Annotated in this window: 25 protein-coding genes and 1 pseudogene; 16 read left to right on the top strand and 10 right to left on the bottom strand. The window is 62.5% G+C overall.

Going from position 1 to position 25,736, the window contains the following annotated elements:
• Positions 1–131: 131 nt before the first annotated feature.
• The 3 genes from BT179_RS04055 to BT179_RS04045 form a co-directional block, all read right to left on the bottom strand.
• Positions 132–899: a TerC family protein gene (locus tag BT179_RS04055; RefSeq protein WP_072398238.1), complete on the bottom strand. Its 768-nt coding sequence runs from the start codon at positions 897–899 to the stop codon at positions 132–134.
• A gap of 75 nt (positions 900–974) precedes the next feature.
• Positions 975–2,282: a CitMHS family transporter gene (locus tag BT179_RS04050; protein WP_072398236.1), complete on the bottom strand. Its 1,308-nt coding sequence runs from the start codon at positions 2,280–2,282 to the stop codon at positions 975–977.
• Between the two features lie 427 nt (positions 2,283–2,709).
• Positions 2,710–3,048, bottom strand: a complete 339-nt coding sequence (locus BT179_RS04045) for a DOPA 4,5-dioxygenase family protein (protein WP_072398234.1) — start codon at positions 3,046–3,048, stop codon at positions 2,710–2,712.
• 84 nt (positions 3,049–3,132) lie between these two features.
• On the opposite strand from BT179_RS04045, the gene BT179_RS04040 reads away from it, so the two are divergent.
• Positions 3,133–3,792 (top strand): NAD(P)-dependent oxidoreductase, encoded by a 660-nt coding sequence (locus tag BT179_RS04040; RefSeq protein ID WP_072398232.1) that lies wholly within the window; start codon positions 3,133–3,135, stop codon positions 3,790–3,792.
• Positions 3,793–3,825: 33 nt separating this feature from the next.
• Here BT179_RS04040 and BT179_RS04035 read toward each other — a convergent pair whose 3' ends face one another.
• Positions 3,826–4,776 (bottom strand): choline sulfate utilization transcriptional regulator, encoded by a 951-nt coding sequence (locus tag BT179_RS04035; protein ID WP_072431298.1) that lies wholly within the window; start codon positions 4,774–4,776, stop codon positions 3,826–3,828.
• 114 nt (positions 4,777–4,890) lie between these two features.
• Here BT179_RS04035 and betC point away from each other — a divergent pair, with 114 nt between their 5' ends.
• The 3 genes from betC (at position 4,891) to BT179_RS04020 (ending at position 9,110) form a co-directional block, all read left to right on the top strand.
• Positions 4,891–6,405: a choline-sulfatase gene (gene betC / locus BT179_RS04030; protein ID WP_072431297.1), complete on the top strand. Its 1,515-nt coding sequence runs from the start codon at positions 4,891–4,893 to the stop codon at positions 6,403–6,405.
• Positions 6,406–6,420: 15 nt separating this feature from the next.
• Positions 6,421–7,341, top strand: coding sequence for a choline ABC transporter substrate-binding protein (gene choX / locus BT179_RS04025; RefSeq protein WP_072398204.1), 921 nt, complete (start codon positions 6,421–6,423; stop codon positions 7,339–7,341).
• Between the two features lie 200 nt (positions 7,342–7,541).
• A complete protein-coding gene (locus BT179_RS04020; protein ID WP_072431296.1) occupies positions 7,542–9,110 on the top strand; it encodes a SulP family inorganic anion transporter in 1,569 nt (522 codons plus the stop codon).
• A 128-nt stretch (positions 9,111–9,238) separates the two neighbouring features.
• Here BT179_RS04020 and aroE read toward each other — a convergent pair whose 3' ends face one another.
• Both aroE and hemF read right to left on the bottom strand, forming a co-directional pair.
• Positions 9,239–10,060, bottom strand: coding sequence for a shikimate dehydrogenase (gene aroE, locus BT179_RS04015; protein ID WP_072431295.1), 822 nt, complete (start codon positions 10,058–10,060; stop codon positions 9,239–9,241).
• A gap of 13 nt (positions 10,061–10,073) precedes the next feature.
• Positions 10,074–10,988: an oxygen-dependent coproporphyrinogen oxidase gene (gene hemF / locus BT179_RS04010; protein ID WP_072398198.1), complete on the bottom strand. Its 915-nt coding sequence runs from the start codon at positions 10,986–10,988 to the stop codon at positions 10,074–10,076.
• 164 nt (positions 10,989–11,152) lie between these two features.
• Here hemF and BT179_RS04005 point away from each other — a divergent pair, with 164 nt between their 5' ends.
• On the top strand, positions 11,153–12,130 hold the full coding sequence (locus BT179_RS04005) for an NADPH:quinone reductase (protein ID WP_072398196.1): 978 nt from the start codon (positions 11,153–11,155) through the stop codon (positions 12,128–12,130).
• A gap of 156 nt (positions 12,131–12,286) precedes the next feature.
• Here BT179_RS04005 and BT179_RS04000 read toward each other — a convergent pair whose 3' ends face one another.
• The 3 genes from BT179_RS04000 to BT179_RS03990 all read right to left on the bottom strand — a co-directional run bounded on the left by BT179_RS04000 (position 12,287) and on the right by BT179_RS03990 (position 15,125).
• Positions 12,287–12,844, bottom strand: coding sequence for an L-threonylcarbamoyladenylate synthase type 1 TsaC (locus BT179_RS04000; RefSeq protein WP_014335849.1), 558 nt, complete (start codon positions 12,842–12,844; stop codon positions 12,287–12,289).
• Positions 12,845–12,918: 74 nt separating this feature from the next.
• Positions 12,919–14,019, bottom strand: coding sequence for a DNA-processing protein DprA (gene dprA / locus BT179_RS03995; RefSeq protein ID WP_072398194.1), 1,101 nt, complete (start codon positions 14,017–14,019; stop codon positions 12,919–12,921).
• Positions 14,020–14,099: 80 nt separating this feature from the next.
• Complete coding sequence (locus BT179_RS03990; RefSeq protein WP_072398192.1) at positions 14,100–15,125, bottom strand: LysM peptidoglycan-binding domain-containing protein; 1,026 nt, start codon at positions 15,123–15,125, stop codon at positions 14,100–14,102.
• A 178-nt stretch (positions 15,126–15,303) separates the two neighbouring features.
• Between BT179_RS03990 and def the strand changes: the two genes are divergently transcribed.
• The 5 genes from def (at position 15,304) to BT179_RS03965 (ending at position 20,034) form a co-directional block, all read left to right on the top strand.
• A complete protein-coding gene (gene def, locus BT179_RS03985) occupies positions 15,304–15,810 on the top strand; it encodes a peptide deformylase (RefSeq protein ID WP_072398190.1) in 507 nt (168 codons plus the stop codon).
• Positions 15,811–15,881: 71 nt separating this feature from the next.
• Complete coding sequence (fmt, locus tag BT179_RS03980) at positions 15,882–16,841, top strand: methionyl-tRNA formyltransferase (RefSeq protein ID WP_072431294.1); 960 nt, start codon at positions 15,882–15,884, stop codon at positions 16,839–16,841.
• Positions 16,838–18,148, top strand: coding sequence for a 16S rRNA (cytosine(967)-C(5))-methyltransferase RsmB (gene rsmB / locus BT179_RS03975; RefSeq protein WP_072431293.1), 1,311 nt, complete (start codon positions 16,838–16,840; stop codon positions 18,146–18,148). The genes fmt and rsmB overlap by 4 nt, the downstream gene beginning before the upstream one ends.
• 24 nt (positions 18,149–18,172) lie before the next feature.
• Entirely contained in the window at positions 18,173–19,546 is a 1,374-nt protein-coding gene (gene trkA, locus BT179_RS03970; RefSeq protein WP_072398176.1) for a Trk system potassium transporter TrkA, read from the top strand.
• A 176-nt stretch (positions 19,547–19,722) separates the two neighbouring features.
• Entirely contained in the window at positions 19,723–20,034 is a 312-nt protein-coding gene (locus BT179_RS03965) for a tetratricopeptide repeat protein (protein WP_072398157.1), read from the top strand.
• A gap of 9 nt (positions 20,035–20,043) precedes the next feature.
• Here BT179_RS03965 and BT179_RS03960 read toward each other — a convergent pair whose 3' ends face one another.
• Entirely contained in the window at positions 20,044–20,310 is a 267-nt protein-coding gene (locus tag BT179_RS03960) for a DUF2790 domain-containing protein (protein ID WP_072431292.1), read from the bottom strand.
• Between the two features lie 275 nt (positions 20,311–20,585).
• Between BT179_RS03960 and BT179_RS03955 the strand changes: the two genes are divergently transcribed.
• The 6 genes and pseudogenes from BT179_RS03955 to BT179_RS03930 form a co-directional block, all read left to right on the top strand.
• Positions 20,586–21,326, top strand: a complete 741-nt coding sequence (locus BT179_RS03955; RefSeq protein WP_072398154.1) for a response regulator — start codon at positions 20,586–20,588, stop codon at positions 21,324–21,326.
• Positions 21,323–22,636 (top strand): ATP-binding protein, encoded by a 1,314-nt coding sequence (locus tag BT179_RS03950; protein WP_072431291.1) that lies wholly within the window; start codon positions 21,323–21,325, stop codon positions 22,634–22,636. Before BT179_RS03955 ends, BT179_RS03950 begins: the two co-directional genes overlap by 4 nt.
• Before the next feature lie 210 nt (positions 22,637–22,846).
• The gene (locus BT179_RS03945) at positions 22,847–23,494 is read left to right on the top strand and encodes a ferric reductase-like transmembrane domain-containing protein (RefSeq protein ID WP_072431290.1); all 648 of its coding nucleotides are present in this window, start codon (positions 22,847–22,849) and stop codon (positions 23,492–23,494) included.
• 109 nt (positions 23,495–23,603) lie between these two features.
• The gene (locus tag BT179_RS03940; RefSeq protein ID WP_072398150.1) at positions 23,604–24,470 is read left to right on the top strand and encodes an alpha/beta fold hydrolase; all 867 of its coding nucleotides are present in this window, start codon (positions 23,604–23,606) and stop codon (positions 24,468–24,470) included.
• A gap of 65 nt (positions 24,471–24,535) precedes the next feature.
• Positions 24,536–25,345, top strand: a complete 810-nt coding sequence (locus BT179_RS03935) for an alpha/beta fold hydrolase (RefSeq protein ID WP_072431289.1) — start codon at positions 24,536–24,538, stop codon at positions 25,343–25,345.
• Positions 25,346–25,521: 176 nt separating this feature from the next.
• A pseudogene (locus tag BT179_RS03930) lies at positions 25,522–25,736 on the top strand (IS110 family transposase); the annotation flags it as partial.

Raw genomic sequence — 25,736 nt, 5'->3', positions numbered from 1 at the left:
ATGGGGCCCCGACATTCAACCTCTTCATTGCCCACAGACCGCTATCGCGAGCAAGCTCGCTCCCACAGGGGCCTTTCTCCGGGCATGAAAAAGGGGCTCCAGAGAGCCCCTTCGTTCATTGCCCCGTATCGTTACTGACCGGGAACATCCTTGCGCAGTTTCACTGGATCCTGCTGCTTGCGCTTGCGGGCCATCGCGGTGCGCATCTTGATGTTGATGGCTTCCACCGCCAGGGAGAACGCCATGGCGAAGTAGACGTAGCCCTTAGGTACATGCACATCGAGGGACTCGGCGATCAGCACGGTACCGACCACCAGCAGGAACGACAGCGCCAGCATTTTCAGCGACGGGTGCTTGTCGATGAACTGGCTGATGGTGCCCGAGGCCAGCATCATCACCAGGACCGCCACGATGATCGCCGCCACCATGACCGGTACATGGGAGACCATGCCCACGGCGGTGATGACCGAGTCCAGGGAGAACACGATGTCGATGATCGCGATCTGGATGATGGTGTAGATGAAGCTGCCGCCCTTGCCCGCAGGCGCCTCGTTGCTTTCGTCTTCACCTTCCAGGGCGTGGTACATCTCCTGGGAGCTTTTCCACAGCAGGAACAGGCCACCGAAGAACAGGATCAGGTCACGACCGGAGATACCCTTGCCGAACACTTCGAACAAATCGGTGGTCAGGCGCATGACCCAGGTGATGGACAACAGCAGCAGGATCCGCGTGATCATGGCCAGGGCCAGACCGAAAATCCGGGTGCGCGCCTGCATGTGCTTGGGCATGCGGCTGACCAGGATCGAAATCATGATGATGTTATCGATGCCCAGGACAATTTCCAGGGCCGTCAGGGTAAAGAAGGCAACCCAGATTTCCGGGTTGGTCAGCCATTCCATGTGAGTTCCTTTGAGCGTTTGTTAGGCCGCGTCGCTTCGGTTCGTAGGAGAGCGACGCAGCGTCATGTGTTGCTTTTATAGAGTGCTGAACAGCGGAAAAATCCCCATCAGCAAGGCGGCGAACATTATGCACAGGCAAACCAGTACTGCCCACTTCAGCGTGAAGCGCTGGTGGTCGCCGAACTCGATCCCGGCCAAGGCTACCAGCAGGTAGGTGGACGGAACCAGCGGGCTCAGCAGGTGCACGGGCTGGCCAACGATGGAGGCACGTGCCATTTCAACCGGCGAGATACCGTAATGACTGGCTGCTTCGGCCAGCACCGGTAACACCCCGTAATAAAATGCGTCGTTGGACATGAAGAAAGTGAACGGCATGCTGGCCAGCGCGGTAATCACGGCCAGGTACGGGCCGAGGAAATCCGGGATCACGGCCAACAGGCTCTTGGACATGGCGTCGACCATACCGGTACCGGACAGGATGCCGGTGAAGATACCCGCCGCGAAAATCAGCCCGACCACCGCCAGTACGCTACCGGCATGCGCCGCAACGCGGTCTTTCTGCTGCTGCAGGCAAGGGTAGTTGACGATCATCGCGATGCTGAAGGCCACCATGAACAGCACCGGCAGCGGCAGCAGGCCAGCGATCAGGGTACACATCAGGCCCAGGGTCAGCGCGCCGTTGAACCAGATCAGCTTCGGACGGCGGGCGTCCGGGAACTGGGAAACGCTGATCTCGCTGTGATCCATTTCCTCGCCCACCAGGTGCAGTTCACCCAGGCGCGCACGCTCGCGCTTGCCGTACATATAGGCAATCACCAGGATCGCCACGACACCGAAGGCCATCGCCGGGATCATCGGAACGAAGATGTCGGACGGGTCGACATGCAACGCACTGGCCGCACGCGCCGTCGGGCCGCCCCAAGGGGTCATGTTCATCACGCCGCCGGCGAGGATGATCAGGCCGGCCATGATCCGTGGGCTCATGCCGATGCGGCTGTAGAGCGGCAGCATCGCGGCCACGCAGATCATATAAGTGGTCGCGCCGTCGCCATCGAGGGAGACGACGAGCGCCAGAACGGCGGTACCGACCGAAACTTTCAGCGGGTCGCCCTTGACCAGCTTGAGAATCTTGCGCACGGCCGGGTCGAACAGGCCGGAATCGATCATCAGCGCAAAATACAGAATCGCGAACATCAGCATCACCCCGGTCGGGGCGAGCTTGGTGATGCCTTCGAGCATCATCGGGCCGATTTTCGGCGCAAAACCACCGAACAGGGCGAACAGGATCGGAATGATGATCAGGGCGATCAGCGCGGACAGGCGCTTGGTCATGATCAGGAACATGAAGGTGATGACCATGGCGAAGCCAAGGAAAGTCAGCATGGGGAATACTCCAGGCGTGGCGTGGCGGGTAAAGGCGAACCGCAGAGGTCAGCGCAGAACGAGAGGCACGGAACGGACGGATGGAGTGGGTACGACGGGATGAATAGCAGAGGACATCAGGGTCACCATTGTTGTTGTTAAAAAGGCCAGACGCGCATTCGAGCTGCGTCTCGGGCCGCCGGTCTTTTGCCGGGAGTGGGGGCGATCCTAATCGCGCTAGCTTTCATCAAGCTTTCGCAGGGTAAATGGGGACGAGCCGCAGATGATGACCTTGTTAGGCAGCACTGCTGTGGCGAGGGGATTTATCCCCGCTGGGGCGCGAAGCGGCCCTGAAACCTGTCATCGTGTAATACCCGGAGAATGCACTCTGCCCTTTTGGGCCTGCTGCGCAGTCCAGCGGGGATAAATCCCCTCGCCACAGGAGCAATCAAGTTCTTGCGGCAAACACCGAAAGATTCAACGGCCGCATCGCGCCCATCCAGATCGCATGGTCGGTGTGGTCCTTCAGGTCATCGCCGGTGTCCGGGTGCAGGAAGATCACCAGGCCATTGCGATTGAGCGCGAGCCACGGCAGGACTACGCCGATGTACTGCGGGTCGAACGCCAGCTGGCAACTCCAGTCCGGATGAGGGCCGACCGGACGCTGGTGGACCCGGCCCATCTTCAGCGCAAACAGCTGCGCCGCTTCCTCACACAGTGCCCGGGCCTGGTCCAGGGTGCTGGCATCGAAATAGACGTGGGCATGATAGCCCTTGATCCGTTGCATCTTTCACTCCTTGTCCTGCAAGGCCGAACCCTCCGGGTTTTCCACGGGTCAGAGGCTTACATGCGGTAAAAAAGGAAAACAGCCATGAAGAACGCCGAAACCCCGGTCATCAAAGTGGTGCTCTATGGTGCCATGAGCAGCCTCGGCAGTGCGTTGATGGCTGAGATGCTGCGGCGCCAGCATGAAGTCATTGCCATTCTCGATGATCTCACGGCGCTGGCGCCGCGTCCGGGCCTGCGGGCCAAGACGGGGGATCTCTATGATCCCGAACGGGTCAAGCAGAGCGTCGCCGGTACCGACGCGGTGGTGTGTCTGCTGAACGCTCCGGGTTTGCCGATGAACAGCGAACAGGTGGAGCGCACGCTCATTCCGGGCCCGGTGGAACAGGTGCTGGCGGTGGATGCCTTGATTGCCGGGATGCAGGCGGTCAAGGTTTCCCGGTTGTTCCTGGTGGGGGATTTCGCTGTGCTGGACGAGGAACAGGTCGAAGATGACCTGCAGCGTCATGCCGCCGAGGAGATCCTCGATGCCCTGCGACACAGCTCGCTGCAATGGACCCTCGTCAACTCACCCTATGCCGCCGCCGGGTTGAGTATCGAGCATTTCAGCCAGGTCAGCACCAGCCTGGAACCCGGCGTGGCCGAGTCCCTCGAAAGGCTCAACCGTGTGGCGGTCGGCATTGCCGATGAGCTGCGCCTGAACCTGCATGTGGGCGAACATGTGAATTTCGTGGCTGCCACCTGATCCCCAGCCCCGACGAGCGAGCGCCCTGGCCACTCAGACGGCAATCGACGGTAATGGCAAGCCGGTAAGCGACTCGCCACTGTTGGCCTGTTCTTCCATCAGCCAGTCCACGAACTGCTTGATCAGGACGCCGCGTCTTTTGCGCTGGGGCAAGACGACGTAGTACCCCAGCCGCGACAGCACCGTCTCGGTAATCGGACGACAGAGCAGGCCTTGGGCCAATAAGTTATCCACAAGGTGCCGCCAGCCAATGGCGACGCCCTGGCCGCCAATCGCCGCCTGGATCAGCAGGGTGTAGTTGTCGAAACGCAGTTGCCCGGGGGCCGGTGGCGAGGTGATGCCCAGTTCCCGGAACACGCCGCTCCAGTCGAACCAGTTGCTGCTGTTACTGCCTCGCAAATGCAGCAAGGGCAGCTCGGACAACGCCTGGGCGGACAAGGGCAGGGGACGTTCCTTGAGCAGCAGCGGGCTGCACACCGGAAATACTTCTTCGCTGAACAACCAGCGACTTTCGCCTTGTTTGAAGCGACCGTCGCCAAACAGCACAGCAACGTCGATATCGGTACGCAGCATGTTGTGGTTACGCTCGCTGGTCACCAGGCTGACATCCACCTGTGGGTTGGCCGCATGGAAACGGTGCAGGCGCGGCATCAGCCAATAGGCCGCGAAAGCGAAGTCCGTGGCCACCTGCAACACTTCGTGCTGGCGTTGAGCGGTGATGGCGTTGAGTCCCTCGTCGATGTTCTGCAGCCCCGCCTGCACTTGTTCGAACAGGATCGTGCCGGCCTCGGTCAGCTCGATCCCGCGATAGATCCGGTCGAACAGGCGCGTGCCCAGTTGTTCTTCAAGGCGCTTGATCTGCTGGCTGATGGCCGGCTGCGTGGTCCCCAGCTCGACGGCCGCCGCCGTGAAGCTGCGTTGGCGAGCCGCGGCTTCAAAGGCACGGAACAGGTCCAGGGACAGGTCACCCAAGGCGTCATACATAAGCTGTGCTTATCCTAGTCATTGTTCTGCATGGGCTTTACCGTAACAGACACGGGGCACATGCTCGATCGCAGCAATTTCCCATAACCGCTCACTATGGAATGCCGCGAACACATGAAGCGCAAGAACATTCTTTTCATCATGGCCGATCAGATGGCCGCGCCAATGTTGCCGATCTATGGCTCTTCGCCGATCAAGCTGCCAAACCTGTCACGCCTGGCCGACCAGGGCGTGGTATTCGACGCCGCGTATTGCAACAGCCCGCTGTGTGCACCGTCGCGCTTTACCCTGGTGAGCGGCCAGTTACCCAGCAAGATCGGCGCCTACGACAACGCGGCGGATTTTCCCGCTGATGTCCCGACTTATGCCCATTACCTGCGACGCCTGGGCTATCGCACGGCGCTGTCCGGCAAGATGCACTTTTGCGGACCCGACCAGTTGCACGGCTACGAAGAACGCCTGACCAGTGATATCTACCCCGCCGACTACGGCTGGGCCGTGAACTGGGACGAACCGGACGTGCGGCCGAGCTGGTACCACAACATGTCTTCGGTGTTGCAGGCCGGGCCTTGCGTACGAACCAATCAGCTGGACTTCGATGAAGAGGTGGTCTTCAAGGCCCAGCAGTATCTGTTCGACCACATCCGCGAGGACGGCGACCAGCCGTTCTGCCTGACCGTGTCGATGACCCACCCCCATGACCCGTACACGATTCCCAAGGCCTTCTGGGACCTGTATGAAGACAAGGACATCCCGCTGCCCCACACGCCGGCGCAAAGCGAGCTCGACCCGCATTCCCAGCGCCTGTTGAAAGTCTATGATCTGTGGGACAAGCCCCTGCCTGTGGATAAGATTCGCGATGCCCGTCGTGCCTACTTCGGTGCGTGCAGCTACATCGACAGCAACATCGGCAAGCTGCTGCAGACCCTGGAGGATACCGGCCTGATGGACGACACCATCATCATCTTCTCCGGCGATCACGGGGACATGCTCGGTGAGAAAGGCCTCTGGTACAAAATGCACTGGTTCGAGATGGCCGCTCGTGTGCCGCTGCTGATCAGTGCGCCTGGCCAATTCGCCAGCGGTCGCGTCGGCGCGGCGGTGTCCACTGCCGATCTGCTGCCGACCCTGGTGGAACTGGCCGGCGGCACCCTGGAGCCGGGCCTGCCCCTGGATGGCCGGTCGCTGGTGCCGCACCTGCAAGGGCAGGGCGGGCACGATGAAGTGTTCGGTGAATACATGGCCGAAGGCACCATCAGTCCCTTGATGATGATCCGTCGTGGTCCGTGGAAATTCATCTACAGCGAAGACGACCCGTGCCTGCTGTTCAATGTTCGAAACGATCCCAGGGAACTGGAGGATCTCAGCCAATCGCCGGATCACCAGCAGCTATTCGCCGATTTTCTCGCCGAAGCGCGAGCCAAGTGGGACATCCCAGGCATTCATCGACAGGTGCTCGCCAGTCAGCGGCGCCGTCGTTTCGTCGCCCAGGCGCTGACCCTGGGCAAACTCAAGAGCTGGGATCACCAGCCGCTGGTGGACGCCAGCCAGCAGTACATGCGCAATCACATCGACCTCGACGATCTGGAGCGCAAGGCCCGTTATCCACAACCCTGCCAAAACCAATAACGTAAGGGGAAGCACATGCAAAAGTTATCCACAGTACTGACCGCCGGGCTGTTGGCGTTGAGCAGTGCTTCGGCGTGGGCCGAGCAGAGCTGCGAAACGGTGAAGATGGCCGACCCGGGCTGGAGCGATATTGCGGCGACCAACGCCATTACCGGTTTACTGCTGGACGGCATGGGATACAAGCCCAGAGTGGATACCCTGGCGGTGCCGATCACCTTCGGCGGCCTCAAGGACGGTCAGGTCGACGTCTTCCTGGGTAACTGGATGCCGGCGCAGCAGGGCTTCTATGACAAGTTCGTGGCCACGGGCGATGTCACGCAGTTGGCCAAGAACCTGGACGGCACCGAGTTCACCCTGGCGGTTCCGGATTACGTGTGGGATGCAGGTGTGCATAACTTTGCCGACCTGAACAAATTTGCCGACAAGTTCGACAAAAAAATCTACGGCATCGGTTCTGGCGCCCCGGCCAACCTGTCCTTGAAGGAAATCATCAAGACCAATGATTTCGGCATGGGCGAGTGGAAACTGGTGGAGTCCAGCGAACAGGCGATGCTGGCGGAAGTGTCCCGGGCCGTGAAGAAACAGAAATTCGTGACTTTCCTCGGCTGGACGCCGCACCCCATGAACGTGCAGCTCAAGATGCATTACCTCAAGGGTGGCGAGAAATATTTCGGCGAGACAGGCAGTGTCTATACCCTGACCCGCAAGGGTTATGCACAGGCCTGCCCGAACGTTGGCAAGCTGTTGACCAACCTGAGTTTCACCCAGGAAATGGAAAACAGCATCATGGCCGACGTGGTGAACAACAAGGTCAGCAACGCCGAAGCGGCCAAGGCCTGGATCAAGGCCAACCCGGCGGTGCTGGACAAATGGCTGGACGGCGTGAAGACCCTGGATGGCAAGGATGCGCTGGCGGCGGTGAAAGCCAAGCTGTAAGGCCGGCCTGTGGCGGGGGTTTATCACCGTTGGACTGCGAAGCAGCCCTGAAGCCCCCCAGCGTGCCAGGGATGGCGCCAACCGATCGGGGAGGTTTCGCAACCCAGCGGGTTAAATCCTCTCGCCACAGATATGACCTTCACAGAGAGAGCGGCGCGCTGTCCTGTTACTCTTTCGCCAAACCCCATCCCTGAGGCCCCATGGCAATCCCCACGCGCCATTCACTCTTTCCCTTCCTGAGCTGGCTGCCCCGGCAGACCCGCCAGAGTGTCGGCCGCGACCTGATCGTCGGCCTGAGCGGTGCGATTCTCGCGTTGCCGCAATCCATCGCCTACGCCCTGATTGCCGGCTTGCCCCCGGAGTACGGTTTGTACGCGGCCATCGTGCCGGTGCTGATCGCCTGCCTGTGGGGATCGTCGTGGCACCTGATCTGCGGGCCTACGGCGGCGATCTCCATCGTCTTGTACGCCAGCGTCAGCCCTCTGGCCGTGCCGGCTTCCCAGGACTACATCACCCTGATCCTGCTGCTGACGGTACTGGCGGGCATTTTCCAATGGTTGCTGGGGCTGTTGCGTTTCGGCGCCCTGGTGAATTTCGTTTCGCACTCGGTGGTGCTGGGTTTCACCCTGGGCGCGGCGGTGGTCATCGCCCTTGGGCAATTGCCCAACCTGCTGGGCCTGGACCTGCCGAACGAAGCCACGGCGCTGAAGGGCCTGTTGATGTTGCTCAGCCATATCCAGGCTGTGGATAAACCTTCCTTGCTGCTGGGTTTGGCAACACTGGTGCTGGGTGTGGTGCTCAAGCGGCTGCTGCCGCGCTGGCCGAGCCTGTTGATAACCCTGGTCATCAGCAGTCTGGTGGTCTGGCTGTGGCCGACGACGTTCGGGCATGTGGCGCTGGTCAGTGCCTTTGTCGGGCGCCTGCCGCCCTTCACGCCGCTGCCGCTGGACCTGGAGCTGATACTGCGTCTGCTACCCGGGGCCGTTGCGGTGGGCATGCTGGGGTTGGTGACCAGTTTGTCCATTGCCCGTTCGCTGTCGGTACGCTCCGGGCAATTGCTCGATGCGAACCAGGAAGTCAGGGCCCAGGGCCTTTCCAATATCGTGGGAGGTTTCTTTTCCGGCTCGTTGTCGGCCGGTTCCTTCACTCGCTCCGGCCTGAGTTATGAAGCGGGGGCCTGTTCGCCCCTGGCCGGGGTGTTCTCGGCATTGTGGGTGGCCTTGTTCGCGGTGGCCGGTGCGAAGCTGATCTCGCACATCCCTATTCCGGCCATGGCCGGCAGCATTCTGCTGATTGCCTGGGGATTGGTGGACCATCGTGGCATCCGGGCGTTGTACCGGGTAAGCCGCTCCGAATTCATGGTGATGGGCCTGACGTGCCTGGCCACCTTGCTGCTGGAGCTGCAGACCGCCATCTATGCCGGTGTGTTGGCCTCGCTGTTTTTTTACCTCAAGCGCACCTCGCAGCCCCGAGTGCAGCACTCCCGCGAAGGGGACGCCGATATCCTGCGGGTCGGTGGTTCGATCTTTTTCGGGGCCAGCCATTACCTGCAGGTACGCCTGCAACGTTTGCAGGCGCAACAGGTGGTGATCGATGCCCAGCAGATCAACTTCATCGATTATTCCGGGGTGGAAATGCTCCATCAGGAAGCCCGCCGGCTGCGCACCCAGGGACGCCGCCTGACCTTGCGCAAGGCCAGGCCCCATGTGGTGGAGGAGTTGATGAAGCTGGAGGGGCCGCAGCACTGCCCGATTCTCTTCGAAGACTGAAGGCGTGCAGAGAGCAAGGCCCATACGCCTGTGGAAGGGGATTTAGCGGAACGTCGCATTGCTCCGTTTTTTTGGGACTGCTTCGCAGTCCAACGGGGATAAATCCCCTCGCCACAAAAGCCAAAAGCCTACAGGGCCAACTGGCGGCGCAGCTCCGCCAGTACCGGCGCCGTGTCCGGGCGTATCCCGCGCCACAGATAAAACGCTTCGCCGGCCTGTTCGGCCAGCATCCCCAGGCCATCCATCGCCACCGCTGCGCCTTGCTCACGGGCCCAACGGCAGAACGAAGTCGGCTCCTTGCCATACATCATGTCGTAACAGAAGGTCTTGCCGGGTTCGATCAGGCTTGCGGCAATCGGCGGTACGTCTCCGGACAGGCTTGCAGACGTCGCATTGATGATCAGGTCCACCGGCTCTCGCAGCCAATCGAAGCCACTGGCCGAGACGGGACCCAGGCCGGCGAACAGCTCCGCCAGCAATTCGGCTTTTTCCACCGTGCGGTTGGCGATGATCACCGAGGCCGGCGCTTCGGCCAGCAGCGGTTCCAGGGCACCACGCACGGCCCCGCCCGCGCCCAGCAACAGGATGCGCTTGCCCTTGAGGCTGAAGCCGGCGTTGACGGTGAGGTCCCGCACCAGCCCGGCACCGTCGGTGTTGTCGCCCAGCAGGCGGCCGTCGTCCAGCTTGCTCAGGGTGTTGACCGCCCCGGCCCGCTGCGCCCGCTCGGTCAGGCTGTCGGCCAGTCGGAAGGCGTCTTCCTTGAACGGTACCGTGACATTCGCCCCGCGACCTTCGCGGAAAAATTCCCGTGCGCAACCGGCAAAATCGTCCAGGGGGGCCAGAAGGGTGCTGTAGTCCAGCGTCTGTCCGGTCTGCTCGGCAAACAGGCGATGGATCAACGGCGACTTGCTGTGGCCGATCGGGTTACCCATTACAACGTAGCGGTCCATGGTCGTTCCCCGTTCAGGCTGTCGCCAGCCAATCACGATCCTGCAGGAAGTACTCGGTCAGCCGCGCCTCTTCGCTGCCCGGTTCGGCTTTCCAGTCGTAGCCCCAGCGCACCTGTGGTGGCAGGGACATCAGGATCGATTCGGTCCGGCCGCCCGATTGCAGCCCGAACAGGGTGCCGCGGTCGTAGACCAGGTTGAATTCCACGTAGCGTCCACGGCGGAACTCCTGAAATTCGCGCTGCTTGGCAGTGAAGGGATCATGTTTGCGGCGGCGCACGATGGGCAGGTAGGCATCGATGTAGGCGTCGCCGATGGCGCGGATGAACGCGAAGCAGGTGTCGAAATCCCACTCGTTGAGGTCGTCGAAGAACAGGCCGCCGATGCCCCGGGGTTCGTTCCGGTGCTTGAGGTGGAAATAGCTATCGCACCAGGCCTTGTAGCGCGGATAGACCTCCGGGCCGAACGGGGCGCAGGCTTGCTCGGCCACACGGTGCCAATGCACGCAGTCTTCTTCCACACCGTAGTAAGGCGTCAGGTCGAAGCCGCCGCCGAACCACCAGACCGGCTCTTCGCCTTCCTTTTCGGCGATGAAGAAACGCACGTTGGCGTGGGAGGTCGGTACATGGGGGTTGTGGGGGTGGATGACCAGCGACACCCCCAGTGCCTCGAAACCGCGCCCGGCCAGTTCCGGCCGGTGGGCGCTGGCCGACGGTGGGAGGCCGCTGCCAAAGACGTGGGAAAAGTTGACGCCGCCCTTTTCGATCACCGTACCGTTTTCAATCACCCGCGTACGACCGCCACCACCGGCAGGCCGGGCCCAGGCGTCTTCGACGAAACGAGTGCCGCCGTCCTCGGTCTCCAGGGCGGCACAGATACGGTCTTGCAGGTCGAGCAGATAGGCTTTCACGGCCTCGGTGCGAGTGGTCATGACATCACCTTGATCAGGGCTGGGCTACGCGGCGTACGACGGGCCGGGTGGCAAATGGGCGCACAGGATAACATCGCGTTCGGCAACGCCACAGTTGACGAAGGCCAGGCTTAGGAGTCCGATAGCAGGCTTGGTAAAAAGCCCGCGACAAGGAGAAAGTGAAGATGGCCAAACGTATCCAGTTCAGTTCCCACGGCGGTCCCGAGGTACTCGAGTACGTGGACTACCAGCCTGCCGAGCCGGGGCCGCAGCAGGTGCGCGTCAGCAATCGGGCGATCGGCCTGAATTTCATCGACACCTACTACCGCAGCGGCCTCTACCCACCACCGGCGTTGCCTTCGGGGTTGGGTTCCGAAGGGGCGGGTGTGGTGGAAGCGGTCGGCAGTGCTGTCACGCGATTCAAGGTGGGCGACCGGGTGGCCTATGGCAGCGGTCCGCTGGGCGCCTACAGCGATGTGCATGTATTGCCCGAAGCCAACCTGGTGCATCTGCCCGAATCCATCGGTTTCGAACAGGCCGCCGGCGTGATGCTCAAGGGCCTGACCGTGCAGTACCTGCTGCGCCAGACCTATGAAATCAAGGCGGGCGAAACCATCCTGTTCCATGCCGCCGCCGGGGGCGTGGGTTCCCTGGCCTGCCAATGGGCCAAGGCCCTGGGCGTGAAGTTGATCGGTACCGTCAGCTCGCCGGAAAAAGCCGCTGTCGCCAAGGCCCATGGCGCCTGGGAAACCATCGACTACAGCAAGGAAAACGTCGTACAGCGTGTGCTGGAATTGACTGACGGCAAGAAAGTCCCGGTGGTGTACGACGGGGTGGGCAAGGACACCTGGCTGACCTCCCTGGACTGCGTCGCTCCCCGTGGCCTGGTGGTGAGCTTCGGCAACGCTTCGGGTGCGGTGGACGGTGTGAACCTGGGGATCCTCTCGGCCAAAGGCTCGCTGTATGTCACCCGCCCGACCCTGGCAACCTACGCCAACAACGCCGAAAACCTGCAGCGCATGGCCGACGAACTGTTCGGGATGATCAGCAGCGGCAAGCTCACGGTGGATATCAACCAGCGGTATCCGCTGGCGGAAGCGGCCAAGGCCCAGACCGAACTGTCGGCGCGGCGGACGACGGGGTCGACCATCCTCCTGCCTTGAGCTACACGGACGAAGGTGTCCTGCAGAACCGGTGGGAGCGAGCCTGCTCGCGATGGCGGTGTGTCAGTCGACATCAATGCTGGCTGGCCTGACGCTATTGCGAGCAAGCTCGCTCCCACAGGGGTTCTGTGCAGGATGCAGAATTTGTATCCCGCCTCAGTCCGGGCGCACGACCTTCCCTGTCGCCAGGTCGCGAATCACGCTGGGGTTCTTGCGCCCGCCCAGGTTGCCGCCGAGTACCAGGTCGATCTGCCCACGGAAGTACTGCTCGACACGAATCCGCGTGCGCGCCGCCGGGCGACCCTGAGGGTTGGCCGAGGTGGACACCAGCGGCCCGACCAGCGAGCACAGGTCTCGTACGGTGGGGTGATCGCTGACCCGCAGGGCAACCGTGTCGTGCACGCCGGTAATCCATTCCGGCAGCAGGTTCTGGTGAGGTACTAGCCACGTATTGGGCCCCGGCCAGGTGCTGGCCATGCGGTCCATCCAGGTTTCGGGGAAGTCTTCGAACAGGAAATCGAACTGGTGGATGTTATCGGCCACCAGGATCAGGCCCTTGTCGGGCAGCCGCGACTTGATCGCCAGCAGGCGCTCCACCGCCTCCTCGTTCCACGGATCGCAGCCCAGGCCCCAGACCGCTTCGGTTGGATAGGCAATCACCGCCCCGGCGCGAATTTCTCGCGCGGCTTGTTGCACACGCCAACTGTTGACCATGAAAGTTCTCCGCAACACACAATTAAGGCTGCGTGCAGTTTACCGATCTTCCCCATAAAACCCAGCAGGTAAACCTAACCGGCCCGCGCAAGCCAGCGTCCGTTGTCACACACGGCCAGCCCTTGCATCTCCAGTTCGGTCAGTGCCGCCAGCACTTTGGGCAATGCCCAGCCGCTGGCATCGGCCAGGGCCTCGCTGGTAAGCGGCGCGGCGTGGAGCAGGCGCAACAGCGGGTGCGCCGAGGCGACCGGCTCCCAGGTCGACGGGAGACGCTGCCAGCCCCGCAAGGCTTCGAGGATATGCTCGACGGTTTCCACCAGCGCCGCTCCGTCGCGGATCAATTGGTGACAGCCCCGCGCGCCCGGGTGGTGGATCGACCCCGGAATGGCGTAGACCTCGCGGCCCTGTTCCGCGGCGAGCCGTGCAGTGATCAGTGAACCGCTGGCGACACTGGCCTCCACCACCAGCACGCCGAGGGACAGGCCGCTGATGATCCGGTTGCGACGTGGAAAGTTGCCGGCATGGGGTGGAGCGTCCAGTGGGAATTCCGAAAGCACTGCGCTGCCTTGGGCAATCATGGCGTCGGCCAGCCGACGATTGCGCTGTGGATAAAAATTTTCCAGCCCGGTGCCCAGCACGCCGACGGTCTGCCCTCCGACGTCCAGCGCCGCTTGATGGGCCGCCGCGTCGATACCCAGGGCCAGCCCGCTGGTAATGACGAAGCCGGCGCTGGCCAGGCTCCGGGAAAAGGCCGCCGCGGTATCCATGCCCGGCCGCGAGGCGCGACGACTGCCGACCATGGCCAGTTGTGGTTTTTCCAGGATCCCGGGGTCGCCGGCGGCGAAGAGCAGCGGTGGCGCATCGCTGATCTGCGCCAGCAATGCCGGGTACTCAGGCTGGTCCCACATCAATAAATGCTGGCCCGCGCGCTCCAGCCAGGCCAATGCATGGGCGGCGCCATCGCGTACATCCGGGTTGCGGCGCGCCTCGGCACAGGCCATGGGCAACCCCAGCGCACGCCACGCGCTGGCCGGCGCGCTGACGGCGCTGGAGGCCGAACCGAAGGCCTCCATCAGGGTCATGAAACGTCTGGGCCCAAGCTCCGGCAAGCGGTGCAGGCGTAGGCGAGCTTCCAGTTCCGCCGGGGAAACCGAAGCGAATTCAGGCAATGACATCGGATCATCCTTGATCGTTATTAGCCCCGAACAAACGGGAACAAGCTGTGGATAACTCTGTTGGTAACTTGTGAGACCCGTTATGGATTGCGCACCTTGTCGAGGATCGCCAGCGACCGCGAGGCATACAGCACCAGGCCATAGCTGAGCTTGTCGTAGGTGCGGAAAACCATCAGCAGGCCGGCCCTTTCGTCGGGGATCTTCACCGGTTCGCCGGTGATGCGGTCGCGTACGGTTTCCCCGGTCTTCATCACCGCCAGGACGTTGCCTTCGGCCAGGCCGTCGCGGCGACCCTTGTTCAGGGTCACCACATCCAGGGCGCCGATCTGGGTCACGCCCCGGGGCACGTCGAGGATCAGTCCGTCGATCTGCGACTTCGGTGCGCTGGGCATGAAGGTGGAGTTGATGGCCCGTTCTTCGCCGCTGAACAGACGATCGCCGAGACGAACTTCCTGGGTGGTGCGTTGCAGGGCCAGGGTGGTGACGTCGCCTTCGGTGGCGACCACTTCACCGCCGCCGATGTCGTCGGCATTGATGCCCAGGAATTCCTTGGTTTCGGGATCGGTGTAGACCTTGCCCTGACGGAAGATGCCGTACGCCGATTGGTTCGCATCGAACGTGCCGCGGGCGAAGATCCGGTCGCCCATGCCGCTGAGGACCCGTTCGGCGTCGCCCGCGACCACGTAGGGGGCCTTGTCGAAGTCCTCGGCGCTGTCGACGATGCGGTTGCTCAGCAGGAAGCTGTTGATGGCTTGCAGCGGTATGCTGGGGATGGCATCGGCCACCGGCGAGCTGCGCACGCGCGGCGACAGCTTGATGGTGCCCCGCGAGGCGCCGCGGCTGAGGGTCAATCGGGGCTGGCCGTTGACGTAGACCAGCGACAGGGTGTCGCCGGGGTAGATCAGGTTCGGGTTTTCGACCTGCGGGTTGGCCTGCCAGAGCTCGGGCCATTTCCAGGGCTCGCGCAGGTATTTGCCGGAAATGTCCCACAGCGTGTCCCCCGGCACCACTGTGTATTGCTGCGGAAAACCTTCCCTAAGTTGCACTTGCCCGTGCGCGATGCCGGCCGAGGCCAGAAGGAGCAGGGCGAGTAGTGATTTCCTCATGCGGTGAATCCCTTTATCATGTGCGTTCGCGTAAAACGCCAGAGCCCCCATGGCTCGCTCCGTGGGCTGCTGCGTTTCAGGGCAGCTCCAAGAGCGACGTTTTACAACGGTAGCCTGCATCCCAAGACACGCCAGGCCAGCCACCCGACTTTACCTCACACGTGCATTTATCAAGCTTATGGCCATTTTGAACATTCTCGAGTTTCCCGATCCGCGCCTGCGCACTATCGCCAAACCGGTGGCCGTAGTGGACGACGAAGTGCGCCAGTTGGTCGATGACATGTTTGAAACAATGTATGAAGCGCCAGGCATCGGCCTCGCCGCGACCCAGGTCAACGTACACAAGCGTATCGTGGTGATGGACCTCTCCGAAGACCGCAGCGAGCCGCGGGTGTTCATCAATCCGGAGTTCGAAACCCTCACCGACGAGATGGAGCAGTACCAGGAAGGTTGCCTCTCGGTCCCAGGCTTCTACGAAAACGTCGACCGCCCGCAGAAGGTCAGGATCAAGGCCCTGGACCGTGACGGCAAGCCGTACGAACTGATCGCCGAAGGCTTGCTGGCGGTGTGCATCCAGCACGAATGCGACCATCTCAACGGCAAGCTGTTCGTGGATTATCTGTCTACGCTCAAGCGTGACCGGATCAAGAAAAAACTGGAAAAGATCCATCGCCAGAATGCTTGATGCCCCCCTTCAAAGGCTTGCCGCGGCAAGCCTTTTTCTTTATGCGACCGCTTTGTAATCGAGAGCTTCCCATGACTGAGCCACTGCGCATCGTCTTTGCCGGCACGCCCGAGTTCGCCGCCGAACACCTCAAGGCCCTGCTGGCCAGCCCCCATGACATCGTTGCGGTCTACACCCAGCCGGATCGGCCCGCCGGTCGCGGGCAGAAACTGATGCCCAGCCCGGTCAAGCAACTGGCCCTGGAAAATGGCCTGCCCGTCTTGCAGCCGCCGACCCTGCGTGACCCACAGGCCCAGGCTGAACTGGCCGCGCTGAAGCCGGACCTGATGGTGGTGGTCGCCTATGGCCTGATCCTGCCTCAGGTGGTGCTGGACATTCCGCGCCTGGGTTGCATCAACAGCCACGCTTCACTGTTGCCGCGCTGGCGCGGTGCGGCGCCGATCCAGCGCGCCGTGGAAGCGGGCGATGCCGAGAGTGGCGTGACCGTGATGCGCATGGAAGCCGGCCTGGACACCGGGCCGATGCTGCTCAAGGTGACGACCCCCATCGGCGCCGACGATACCGGCGGCAGCCTGCATGACCGTCTCGCGCTCATCGGCCCGCCGGCCGTGGTCCAGGCCATCGCCGGCCTGGCTGCCGGTACGCTGGCCGGCGAAGTGCAGGATGACAGCCTTGCCACCTACGCCCACAAGTTGAACAAGGATGAGGCCCGCATCGACTGGAGCCGTCCGGCCATCGAGCTGGAGCGATTGGTGCGCGCCTTCAATCCCTGGCCGATCTGCCACAGCACGCTGGGCGGCGAGACGCTGAAGGTGCTGGCCGCCCGCCTCGCCGAAGGTGCGGGCTCCCCGGGGCAGATCCTCGATGCCAGCAAGGACGGTCTGGTTGTCGCGTGCGGCGAGCAGGCCTTGTGTCTGACGCGTCTGCAATTGCCCGGCGGCAAGGCGCTGAATTTCAGCGATTTGTACAACAGTCGCCGTGAGAAATTTGCCGTCGGCACCGTGCTGGGCCACGTGGCGGACGCCTCATGAACCCGCGTCTGGCCGCCGCCAGGGCGCTTGCCGCGGTCCTCAGTGGCAAAGCCTCGCTCAACAGTTCCCTGCCGACCCAGCTGGACAAGGTCGAAGACCGCGACCGCGGTTTCACCCAGGACCTGGCCTTCGGCACCGCCCGCTGGCAGCCGAGGTTGTCAGCGCTGGCCGCCAGGCTCTTGCAGAAACCGTTCAAGGCTGCCGATGCCGACGTCGAAGCCCTGCTGCTGGTGGGGCTCTATCAGTTGCTCTACACCCGCGTTCCGGCCCACGCCGCCATCGGCGAGACCGTAGGCTGCGCCGACAAGTTGAAGAAGCCGTGGGCCAAGGCCCTGCTCAATGCCGTGCTGCGCCGCGCCCAGCGCGAAAGCGAAAGCCTGCTGGCCGAGCTGGAACATGACCCGGTGGTGCGCACCGCCCATCCGCGGTGGCTGCAGAAGTCCCTTAAGGCCTTCTGGCCCGAGCAATGGGAGGCCATCTGCGCCGCCAACAATGCCCATCCGCCGATGATCCTGCGGGTCAACCGCCGCCATCACACCCGCGATGCCTACCTGGCTTTGCTGGGCGAGGCGGGCATCCCGGCCAGGCCCTGCGTCTATAGCCGCGACGGCATCCTCCTGGAAACTCCGGGGGACGTACGCACGCTGCCGGGGTTCGCCGAGGGCTGGATCAGCGTCCAGGACGAAGCCGCGCAACTGGCCGCCGACCTGCTGGACCTGGCGCCAGGCCAACGGGTGCTGGACGCCTGCTGCGCCCCGGGGGGCAAGACCTGCCACATCCTCGAAGCCGAGCCCAGGTTGGCCGGTGTGGTGGCCGTGGACCTGGAAGCCAAGCGTCTGGTGCGGGTGAAGGAGAACCTCGAACGCCTGGGCCTGGCAGCCGAGCTGATCGCTGCCGATGGCCGCGACACCGCTTCTTGGTGGGACGGCAAGCCGTTCCAGCGGATCCTGTTGGATGCACCGTGTTCGGCCACCGGCGTGATCCGTCGCCACCCTGACATCAAGCTCACCCGCCAGCCGAACGACATCGCCGCGTTGGCGGTTCTGCAGGGCGAATTGCTCGATGCCCTGTGGTTGACCCTTGAGGTAGGCGGCATCCTGCTCTATGCCACCTGTTCGACGTTGCCGACCGAGAACACCGAGGTGATCGACACCTTCCTCGCCCGGACTCCGGGCGCCCGGGAGCTGGACATCGCCAGCCAGGCCGGCCTGAAGCAGCCACACGGCCGCCAGTTGCTGGCCCAGGAGGGCGGCCATGATGGGTTTTATTACGCCAAGCTGATCAAGATCGCCGCCACACGCGGTTAAGACCGATTCGATAGGAGTGACCGGATGAAAATCATCATCCTCGGTGCAGGGCAGGTGGGGGGTTCGCTGGCTGAGCATCTGGCCAGCGAGGCCAACGACATCACCGTGGTCGACACGAACGGCGAGCGCCTGCGGGACCTGGGCGATCGTCTCGATATCCGTACCGTGCAAGGACGCGGTTCCCTGCCGACAGTACTGCGCCAGGCCGGCGCCGACGATGCCGACATGCTGGTGGCCGTGACCAACAGCGATGAAACCAACATGGTGGCCTGCCAGGTGGCCCACACCCTGTTCCACACCCCGACCAAGATCGCCCGGGTGCGGGAAGCGGCCTACCTGACCCGCGCCGACCTGTTCGACAACGAAGCGATTCCGGTGGATGTGTTGATCAGCCCCGAGCAGGTGGTGACCAACTACATCAAGCGCCTGATCGAGCACCCCGGCGCCTTGCAGGTAATCGACTTTGCCGAAGGCAAGGCGCAACTGGTGGCGGTCAAGGCCTACTACGGCGGCCCGTTGGTAGGGCAGCAGTTGCGCCAGCTGCGCCAGCACATGCCCAATGTGGAAACGCGGGTCGCGGCGATTTTCCGACGTGACCGGCCGATCCTGCCCCAGGGCGACACGGTGATCGAAGCCGACGACGAAGTGTTCTTCATCGCCGCCAAGGCCAATATCCGTGCGGTAATGAGTGAGATGCGTCGCCTCGACGAGAAAAACAAGCGCATCGTGATCGCCGGTGGCGGGCAAATCGGCGAGCGTCTGGCCGAAGCCATCGAAAGCCGTTACCAGGTGAAGATCATCGAGATGAACCCGGCGCGCTGCCGTTATCTCTCGGACACCCTCGACAGCACCGTGGTATTGCAAGGCAGCGCCTCGGACCGTGACCTGCTGCTGGAAGAAAACATCGCCGACGCCGACATCTTCCTGGCCCTGACCAACGACGACGAAGCCAACATCATGTCGTCGCTGCTGGCCAAGCGCCTGGGGGCGCGGAAGGTGATGACCATCATCAACAACCCGGCCTATGTCGACCTGATCCAGGGCGGCGAGATCGACATCGCCATCAGCCCGCAGCTGGCAACCATCGGCACCCTGCTGGCCCACGTGCGGCGTGGCGACATTGTCAGTGTGCACTCCCTGCGTCGTGGCGCGGCCGAGGCCATCGAGGCGATCGCCCACGGCGACGCCAAGTCCAGCAAGGTCATCGGCAAGGCCATCCGCGACATCGGCCTGCCACCGGGTACCACCATCGGCGCGATCATCCGCGATGAAGAAGTGCTGATCGCCCATGACGACACCATGATCCAGGCCGGCGACCATGTGATCCTGTTCCTGGTGGACAAGAAGCACATTCGCGACGTCGAGAAGCTGTTCCACGTGGGGTTGAGTTTCTTCTGATCCGGGATGCGCAGTGACGCAAAGGGCCTCATCGCGAGCAGGCTCGCTCCCACAGAGGATCTTCATTGCTCACAAATGTTGTGAACAACGCCGACCCCTGTGGGAGCCAGACTGCTTGCGATAGCTATCTAGCAGCCAACGGATCAACCCCTGACACAACCAATAAGGACGCCGCCATGCTCGACTCCCTGGAAAAAATGCTCGCCAAGGGCGTGGATAACGCACTGCTGCGCTTCGGCCTGGGCAAGGGGTACCTGGACCTCGGCGAATTCACCCGCGCCGCCGAACACCTGCAGCGCTGCGTCGAATTCGATCCCAAATATTCAGCCGCATGGAAACTGCTGGGCAAGGCTCATCAAGGGCAAGGCGACCTGGCGGCAGCACGCCGTGCCTGGGAACAAGGCCTTGAGGCCGCCCGCGCCCATGGCGACAAACAGGCGGAAAAAGAGATGGCGGTGTTCCTCAGGAAACTGGATCGCCATCCCTGAGCTCCCACCTCAGCCCCCTTGATTGTTGCAACCGGCTGCCTGCTTGAGGTATGTCAGGGCTCGCTGTTCGCCCATGGAGTCGAGGTAGGTGATGTGCGCATTCACCAACCCGCAGGTCTGGCCACCGTCTTCGGTCAGCGAAACCACTTTCGCAATGTCCAGGTGGGTGCCGTAGGAGTAGGTTTCGCTTGCTGCGTTGGCTTGGGCCATGGCGGGTAATGCGCCGGCGCTCAGGGCGGTCATCAGGCAAGCAGTGGCAATGGTTTTCAGGTTCATGGTCGTTTTCCTTCAATGAGTTCGATGGCGTCATCGAGGCGATTCATGTTGTCTCGATGGAGCTCATTAAAGGCCTGGGAGGTATCTCGGCTGTGTCGAGAAATACCTCGGTTGGATGGGTTACGTATCTGAGGTGGGTTGCGATACAGAGCGATACAATCGCCACTGTTTTTGCTTGGCCTCGGTCTGGACAGGCTGAACTGCGGTGCCCTGCCATCCGGCAGCAAAGCATCGCCATATTGCGCAACTGATGCGCGCATTTCGGAGAGCAGGGCATGGAACATGTCGATCACGTATTGATCGTGGATGATGATCGGGAAATCAGGGAGCTGGTCGGCAACTACCTGAAGAAAAACGGTCTGCGCACCACCGTGGTTGCCGATGGGCGCCAGATGCGGGCCTTTCTCGAAACCAACCAGGTGGATCTGATCGTGCTCGACATCATGATGCCGGGGGATGACGGGCTGCTGCTGTGTCGCGAACTGCGCGCCGGAAAACACAAGGCGACCCCCGTGCTGATGCTGACGGCTCGCACCGACGAGACCGACCGCATCATTGGCCTGGAGATGGGGGCCGACGACTACCTGGCCAAACCCTTCGCTGCCCGGGAGCTGCTGGCGCGGATCAATGCCGTGCTTCGGCGTACCCGCATGCTGCCGCCCAACTTCGTCGTCACCGAAAGCGGCCGCCTGCTCAAGTTCGGCCGGTGGCGCCTGGACACCACCGCCCGCCATCTGCTCGATGAAGACGACACGCTCGTCTCCCTGAGCGGCGCCGAGTACAGGCTGCTGCGGGTATTTCTCGATCATCCCCAGCGGGTACTGAGTCGCGACCAACTGCTCAACCTGACCCAGGGCCGTGACGCGGACATCTTCGATCGCTCCATTGACCTGCTGGTCAGCCGCGTGCGGCAGCGTTTGATGGATGACGCGCGCGAACCCCTCTACCTCAAGACTGTGCGCAACGAAGGCTACGTCTTTACCTTTGCGGTGGAAGTGCTTGGGGAACAGGCATGAAGCTCGCCTTGCAATGGCCCCGCACGCTGGCCTCGCGGCTGTGGCTGGTGTTCCTTGTCGGTCTGATCCTCGCCCAATCCCTGACGTTCGCAGCCCAGTACTACGAACGCTACCAGAGCACCAAGACGGCGATGCTGGGCAACTTCGAACACGACACAGCGACGTCCATCGCCATTCTCGACCGTCTGCCGGCCGCCGAGCGCCTGGAGTGGACCAAACGCCTGCAGCGTCGCAACTATGACTATCTGCTGCGCGAGCACGACCCTGGCATTGCACTTGCCTCGAACGATCTCGCTGCGACTGCGGCGCAGTCACTGCAGGCCTCCCTGGGCCGCAACTATGACCTGACGTTCGTCGAGATCCCCGGCCCTCGCCAGCATTTCCAGGCCCAGGTGCGGCTGGCTGACGGCAGCCCGGTCACCATCGATGTGCGCCCTTCGGTCAGGCCGTTGTCGCCCTGGTTGCCCTTTGTCCTGTTCGGTCAGTTGGTGTTGATGATCGGCTGCACCTGGCTTGCCGTGCGGATCGCGATCCGCCCCCTCAGCCGCCTCGCCGAGGCGGTCGAAAACCTCGACCCGAACGCACACCCGGTGCAGTTGGATGAAAACGGCCCCCGGGAAGTGGCGTATGCCGCCCGGGCCTTCAACAGCATGCAGGCGCGTATCGCCGCGTACCTGAAAGAACGCATGCAATTGCTCGCGGCCATTTCCCATGACCTGCAGACGCCCATTACGCGCATGAAGCTGCGCGCCGAGTTCATGGATGACTCGGTCGAGAAAGACAAACTGGGCAACGACCTGGACGAAATCGAGCACCTGGTGCGTGAAGGTGTCGCTTATGCGCGCAGCGTCCATGGCGCGACTGAAACCAGTTGCCGTATCAGCCTGGACTCCTTTCTCGACAGCCTGGTGTGCGACTACCAGGACACCGGTCGAGAGGTCAGCCTGATCGGCAAGAACGGCGCGGTCATCGAGACAAGACCCCATGCCCTGCGTCGTATCCTGGTGAACCTGGTGGATAACGCGCTGAAGTACGCCGGCACCGCCGAAGTGGAAATCTGCGGCAACGCCAGCACAGGCGTTTCCATCAAGGTGCTTGACCGAGGGCCGGGGATTCCCGAGGAGATCCTGGCCGAGGTGGTCAAGCCGTTCTACCGGGTTGAAACCTCACGCAACCGCAGCACTGGCGGCACCGGCCTGGGCCTTGCCATCGCTCAGCAGTTGGCCAACGCGATTGGCGGCTCGCTGAGCCTGCGCAACCGCGACGGCGGTGGTCTTTGCGTGACCCTCGACTTCAGCGTCGATCGGTAGGCCGTGCTGGCTGCACCTTGTGTGCAGCCTCTACCGGCCGGATCCAGGGGCCATTTGTAAGCCACTGTATCCAGCCCATTCACATACTCATAAGAACGTATAACCGCCGGTTGTCGAACATAGCCGGTATACATGCCGCTGCAAGAATTCTCCCCATCGACTCGCCACCGGATCCCCGAATGGCGAGCCCTCACGACAGGAGAACTTGCGATGAATACCCAATCCTACCGCCCCCAGGGCTGGCAACTGTTCGGCCTGATCGCCGCCCTGGTGGTGGCGATGAGCATCGCGGCCGTGGCGGTGCAACCTGACCTGGTGGAGGGACTGCGCAGCGCCATCCGCGCCACCGCCCGTTCTTCCTTCGTACTGTTCCTGATCGCGTTCACCGCATCGGCCTTCGCCGTACTGGTGCCTTCACCACTTTCCAAGGCACTGGTTCGTGAGAGGCGCTTCATCGGCCTCGCCTTTGCCTTCTCCCACCTGATACATGCCGTACTGATCTACGGGTATGGGCAGCTCAACACCGAGTTCTGGCCGGCCCGCACCGTTGCCAACAACATCCCGGGCGGCACCGCCTACGCCTTCATCCTGCTGATGGCACTGACGTCATTCAAAGGGCCAGCCCGACTGCTGGGACCCAAGGCATGGAAGACATTGCACGTCACCGGCATGTGGATCATCGCCGCTGTGTTTGCCTTCTCCAACTTCAAACGCATCCCGATGAGCGACTGGTACGTGCTGCCCTTCGGCATCACCTGCGCCGCCGTGGCGATCCGCCTGGTGGGCAAGCTGGCCATGGCCAACAAACGCAGCCAAGCCAGGCAGGCGTCGATGCGCCGAGGGGCGGTCGCCTCCTGATAGACCTGCGATCCACAGCAAACGAAGCCGCCTTCTCAGACACGACATATCGCTTCGATAGATTTCTCGGAAGCAGTCATTCCGACTGCCTAAAAACAAGGAAACAAAAATGAGCACTCGCACCCAGACTCCTCAGGCCCAGGCCGGCAGCTATATCACCACTCAGGACGGCGTACAGCTCTACTACAAAGACTGGGGCCCGAAAGATGGGCCAGTCGTCACCTTCAGCCACGGCTGGCCGCTGAATTCCGACAGCTGGGAATCCCAGATGCTGTTCCTGGCTGACAAAGGCTATCGGGTGATCGCCCACGACCGTCGCGGCCATGGCCGCTCCAGCCAGCCGTGGGAAGGTAACGACATGGATCACTACGCCGATGACCTGGCCACCGTGATCGACACCCTGGACCTCAACGACATCACCCTGGTGGGGTTCTCCACCGGTGGCGGCGAAATCACCCGCTACATCGGCCGCCACGGTACCGACCGGGTGAAGAAGGCCGCACTGATCAGCGCCGTTCCGCCGATGATGCTCAAGACCGAAGACTACCCAGGCGGCCTGCCGATCGAAGTGTTCGACGGCCTGCGCCAGGCCTCGCTGGACAACCGCTCGCAGCTGTATCGCGACATCGCCTCGGGTCCGTTCTTCGGCTTCAACCGCGACGGGGCGAAAGTCTCCCAGGGGCTGATCGATTCGTTCTGGGTGCAGGGCATGCAAGCGGGCCACAAAAACACCTATGACTGCATCGCGGCGTTCTCGGCGACGGACTTTCGCGCCGACCTGGCCACGTTCGACGTCCCGACACTGATCGTGCACGGCGACGATGATCAGATCGTCCCGATCGACGCCTCCGCCCATGCCGCCGCCAGGCTGGTGCGCAACGCCGAGTTGATCGTCTATCCGGGCGCGCCGCACGGTCTGACCGACACCCACAAGGACCGCCTCAACCAGGATCTGCTGGACTTCCTGGGCAAGTAAGCCCATCGCATCCGCTCATGTGCCGCCCGGGACATGAGCACAACAATAGCCATAACAGAAAAGGAATGATCATGTTCAAGCTCAAATCGCTCTTGGCCGTCACCGTCACCGCCGCATTGGCTCTGACATCGCTCCACAGCGCCGCCGCGCAACCCGATGCCACCAAGCCTACCGTCGTGCTGGTGCATGGCGCGTTCGCCGAGTCGTCCAGCTGGAATGGCGTCGCCGCCCGGTTGCTGAACCAGGGTTACCCGGTGGTGGCCGCCGCCAACCCGCTGCGTGGTGTGAAGCAGGACGCCGACTACGTCGCCGACATCGTCGAGCAGACCCCTGGCCCGGTGATCCTGGTGGGTCACTCCTACGGTGGCGCCGTGATCACCAACGCGGTGCACGGCAACCCACGGGTCAAGGCGCTTGTCTATGTCGCGGCTTTCGCGCCGGACAAAGGCGAAACCGCCATCGAGCTGTCCGGCCGCTACCCTGGCGGTACCCTCGGACCGACCCTGGCCGCTCCGGTGCAGTTGGACGACGGCAACAAGGATCTCTACATCCAGCAGGACAAATTCGGCCAACAGTTTGCCGCCGACGTGCCGGTGGCCGAGTCCGCATTGATGGCCGCCACCCAACGGCCCATCAGCGAGGCGGCCTTGAAGGAAGCGTCTGGCGAACCGGCCTGGAAAAAAACGCCGTCCTGGTTCATCTACGGTTCGGCGGATAAAAACATCCCCGAAGCGGCCCTTAAGTTCATGGCCGACCGTGCGGGCTCGAAAAAGACCGTCACCGTCCCAGGCGCCTCCCACGTGGTGATGACGTCCAACCCGGATAAAGTCGCGGAGCTGATCATCGAAGCGGCCCAAGCCAGTTCCAAGGGCTGACTCCACTGAACCGGGTCTTGGGCGCCAAAGGCCCGGTTCGCTTATCCGTCTGTTGTTTCGAGAAGCACCCAAAACCCGGCTCGGTAGGCCGGGTTTAATGAGATGGTCAGCCTGACCGAGAAGCCCTGCAGGTTTACGCTTGCAGGGCTTTTCTCGTTTTCGGCGGAGGATCTCTCATGAACACGATGACGCTTCTCGGCATCGACATTGGTAAACACAGTTTCCATCTGCACGGCCAGGACGCCAAAGGTCATCAGGTTTTGCGCAAGAAAACCAGCCGCAGCCAATTGCTCGGCACATTGGCCCAACTGCCGGCCTGCACAGTGGTGATGGAGTCGTGTGGCGGTGCCCACTGGCTGGCTCGACAGGTTGAGGCATTGGGCCACGAGGT

The sequence above is a fragment of the Pseudomonas sp. NFACC43 genome, assembly GCF_900119645.1.
GTDB lineage: Bacteria > Pseudomonadota > Gammaproteobacteria > Pseudomonadales > Pseudomonadaceae > Aquipseudomonas.
The sequence above is the reverse complement of the archived record's forward strand: the minus strand, read 5'-3'. Positions and strand labels throughout refer to the sequence as shown.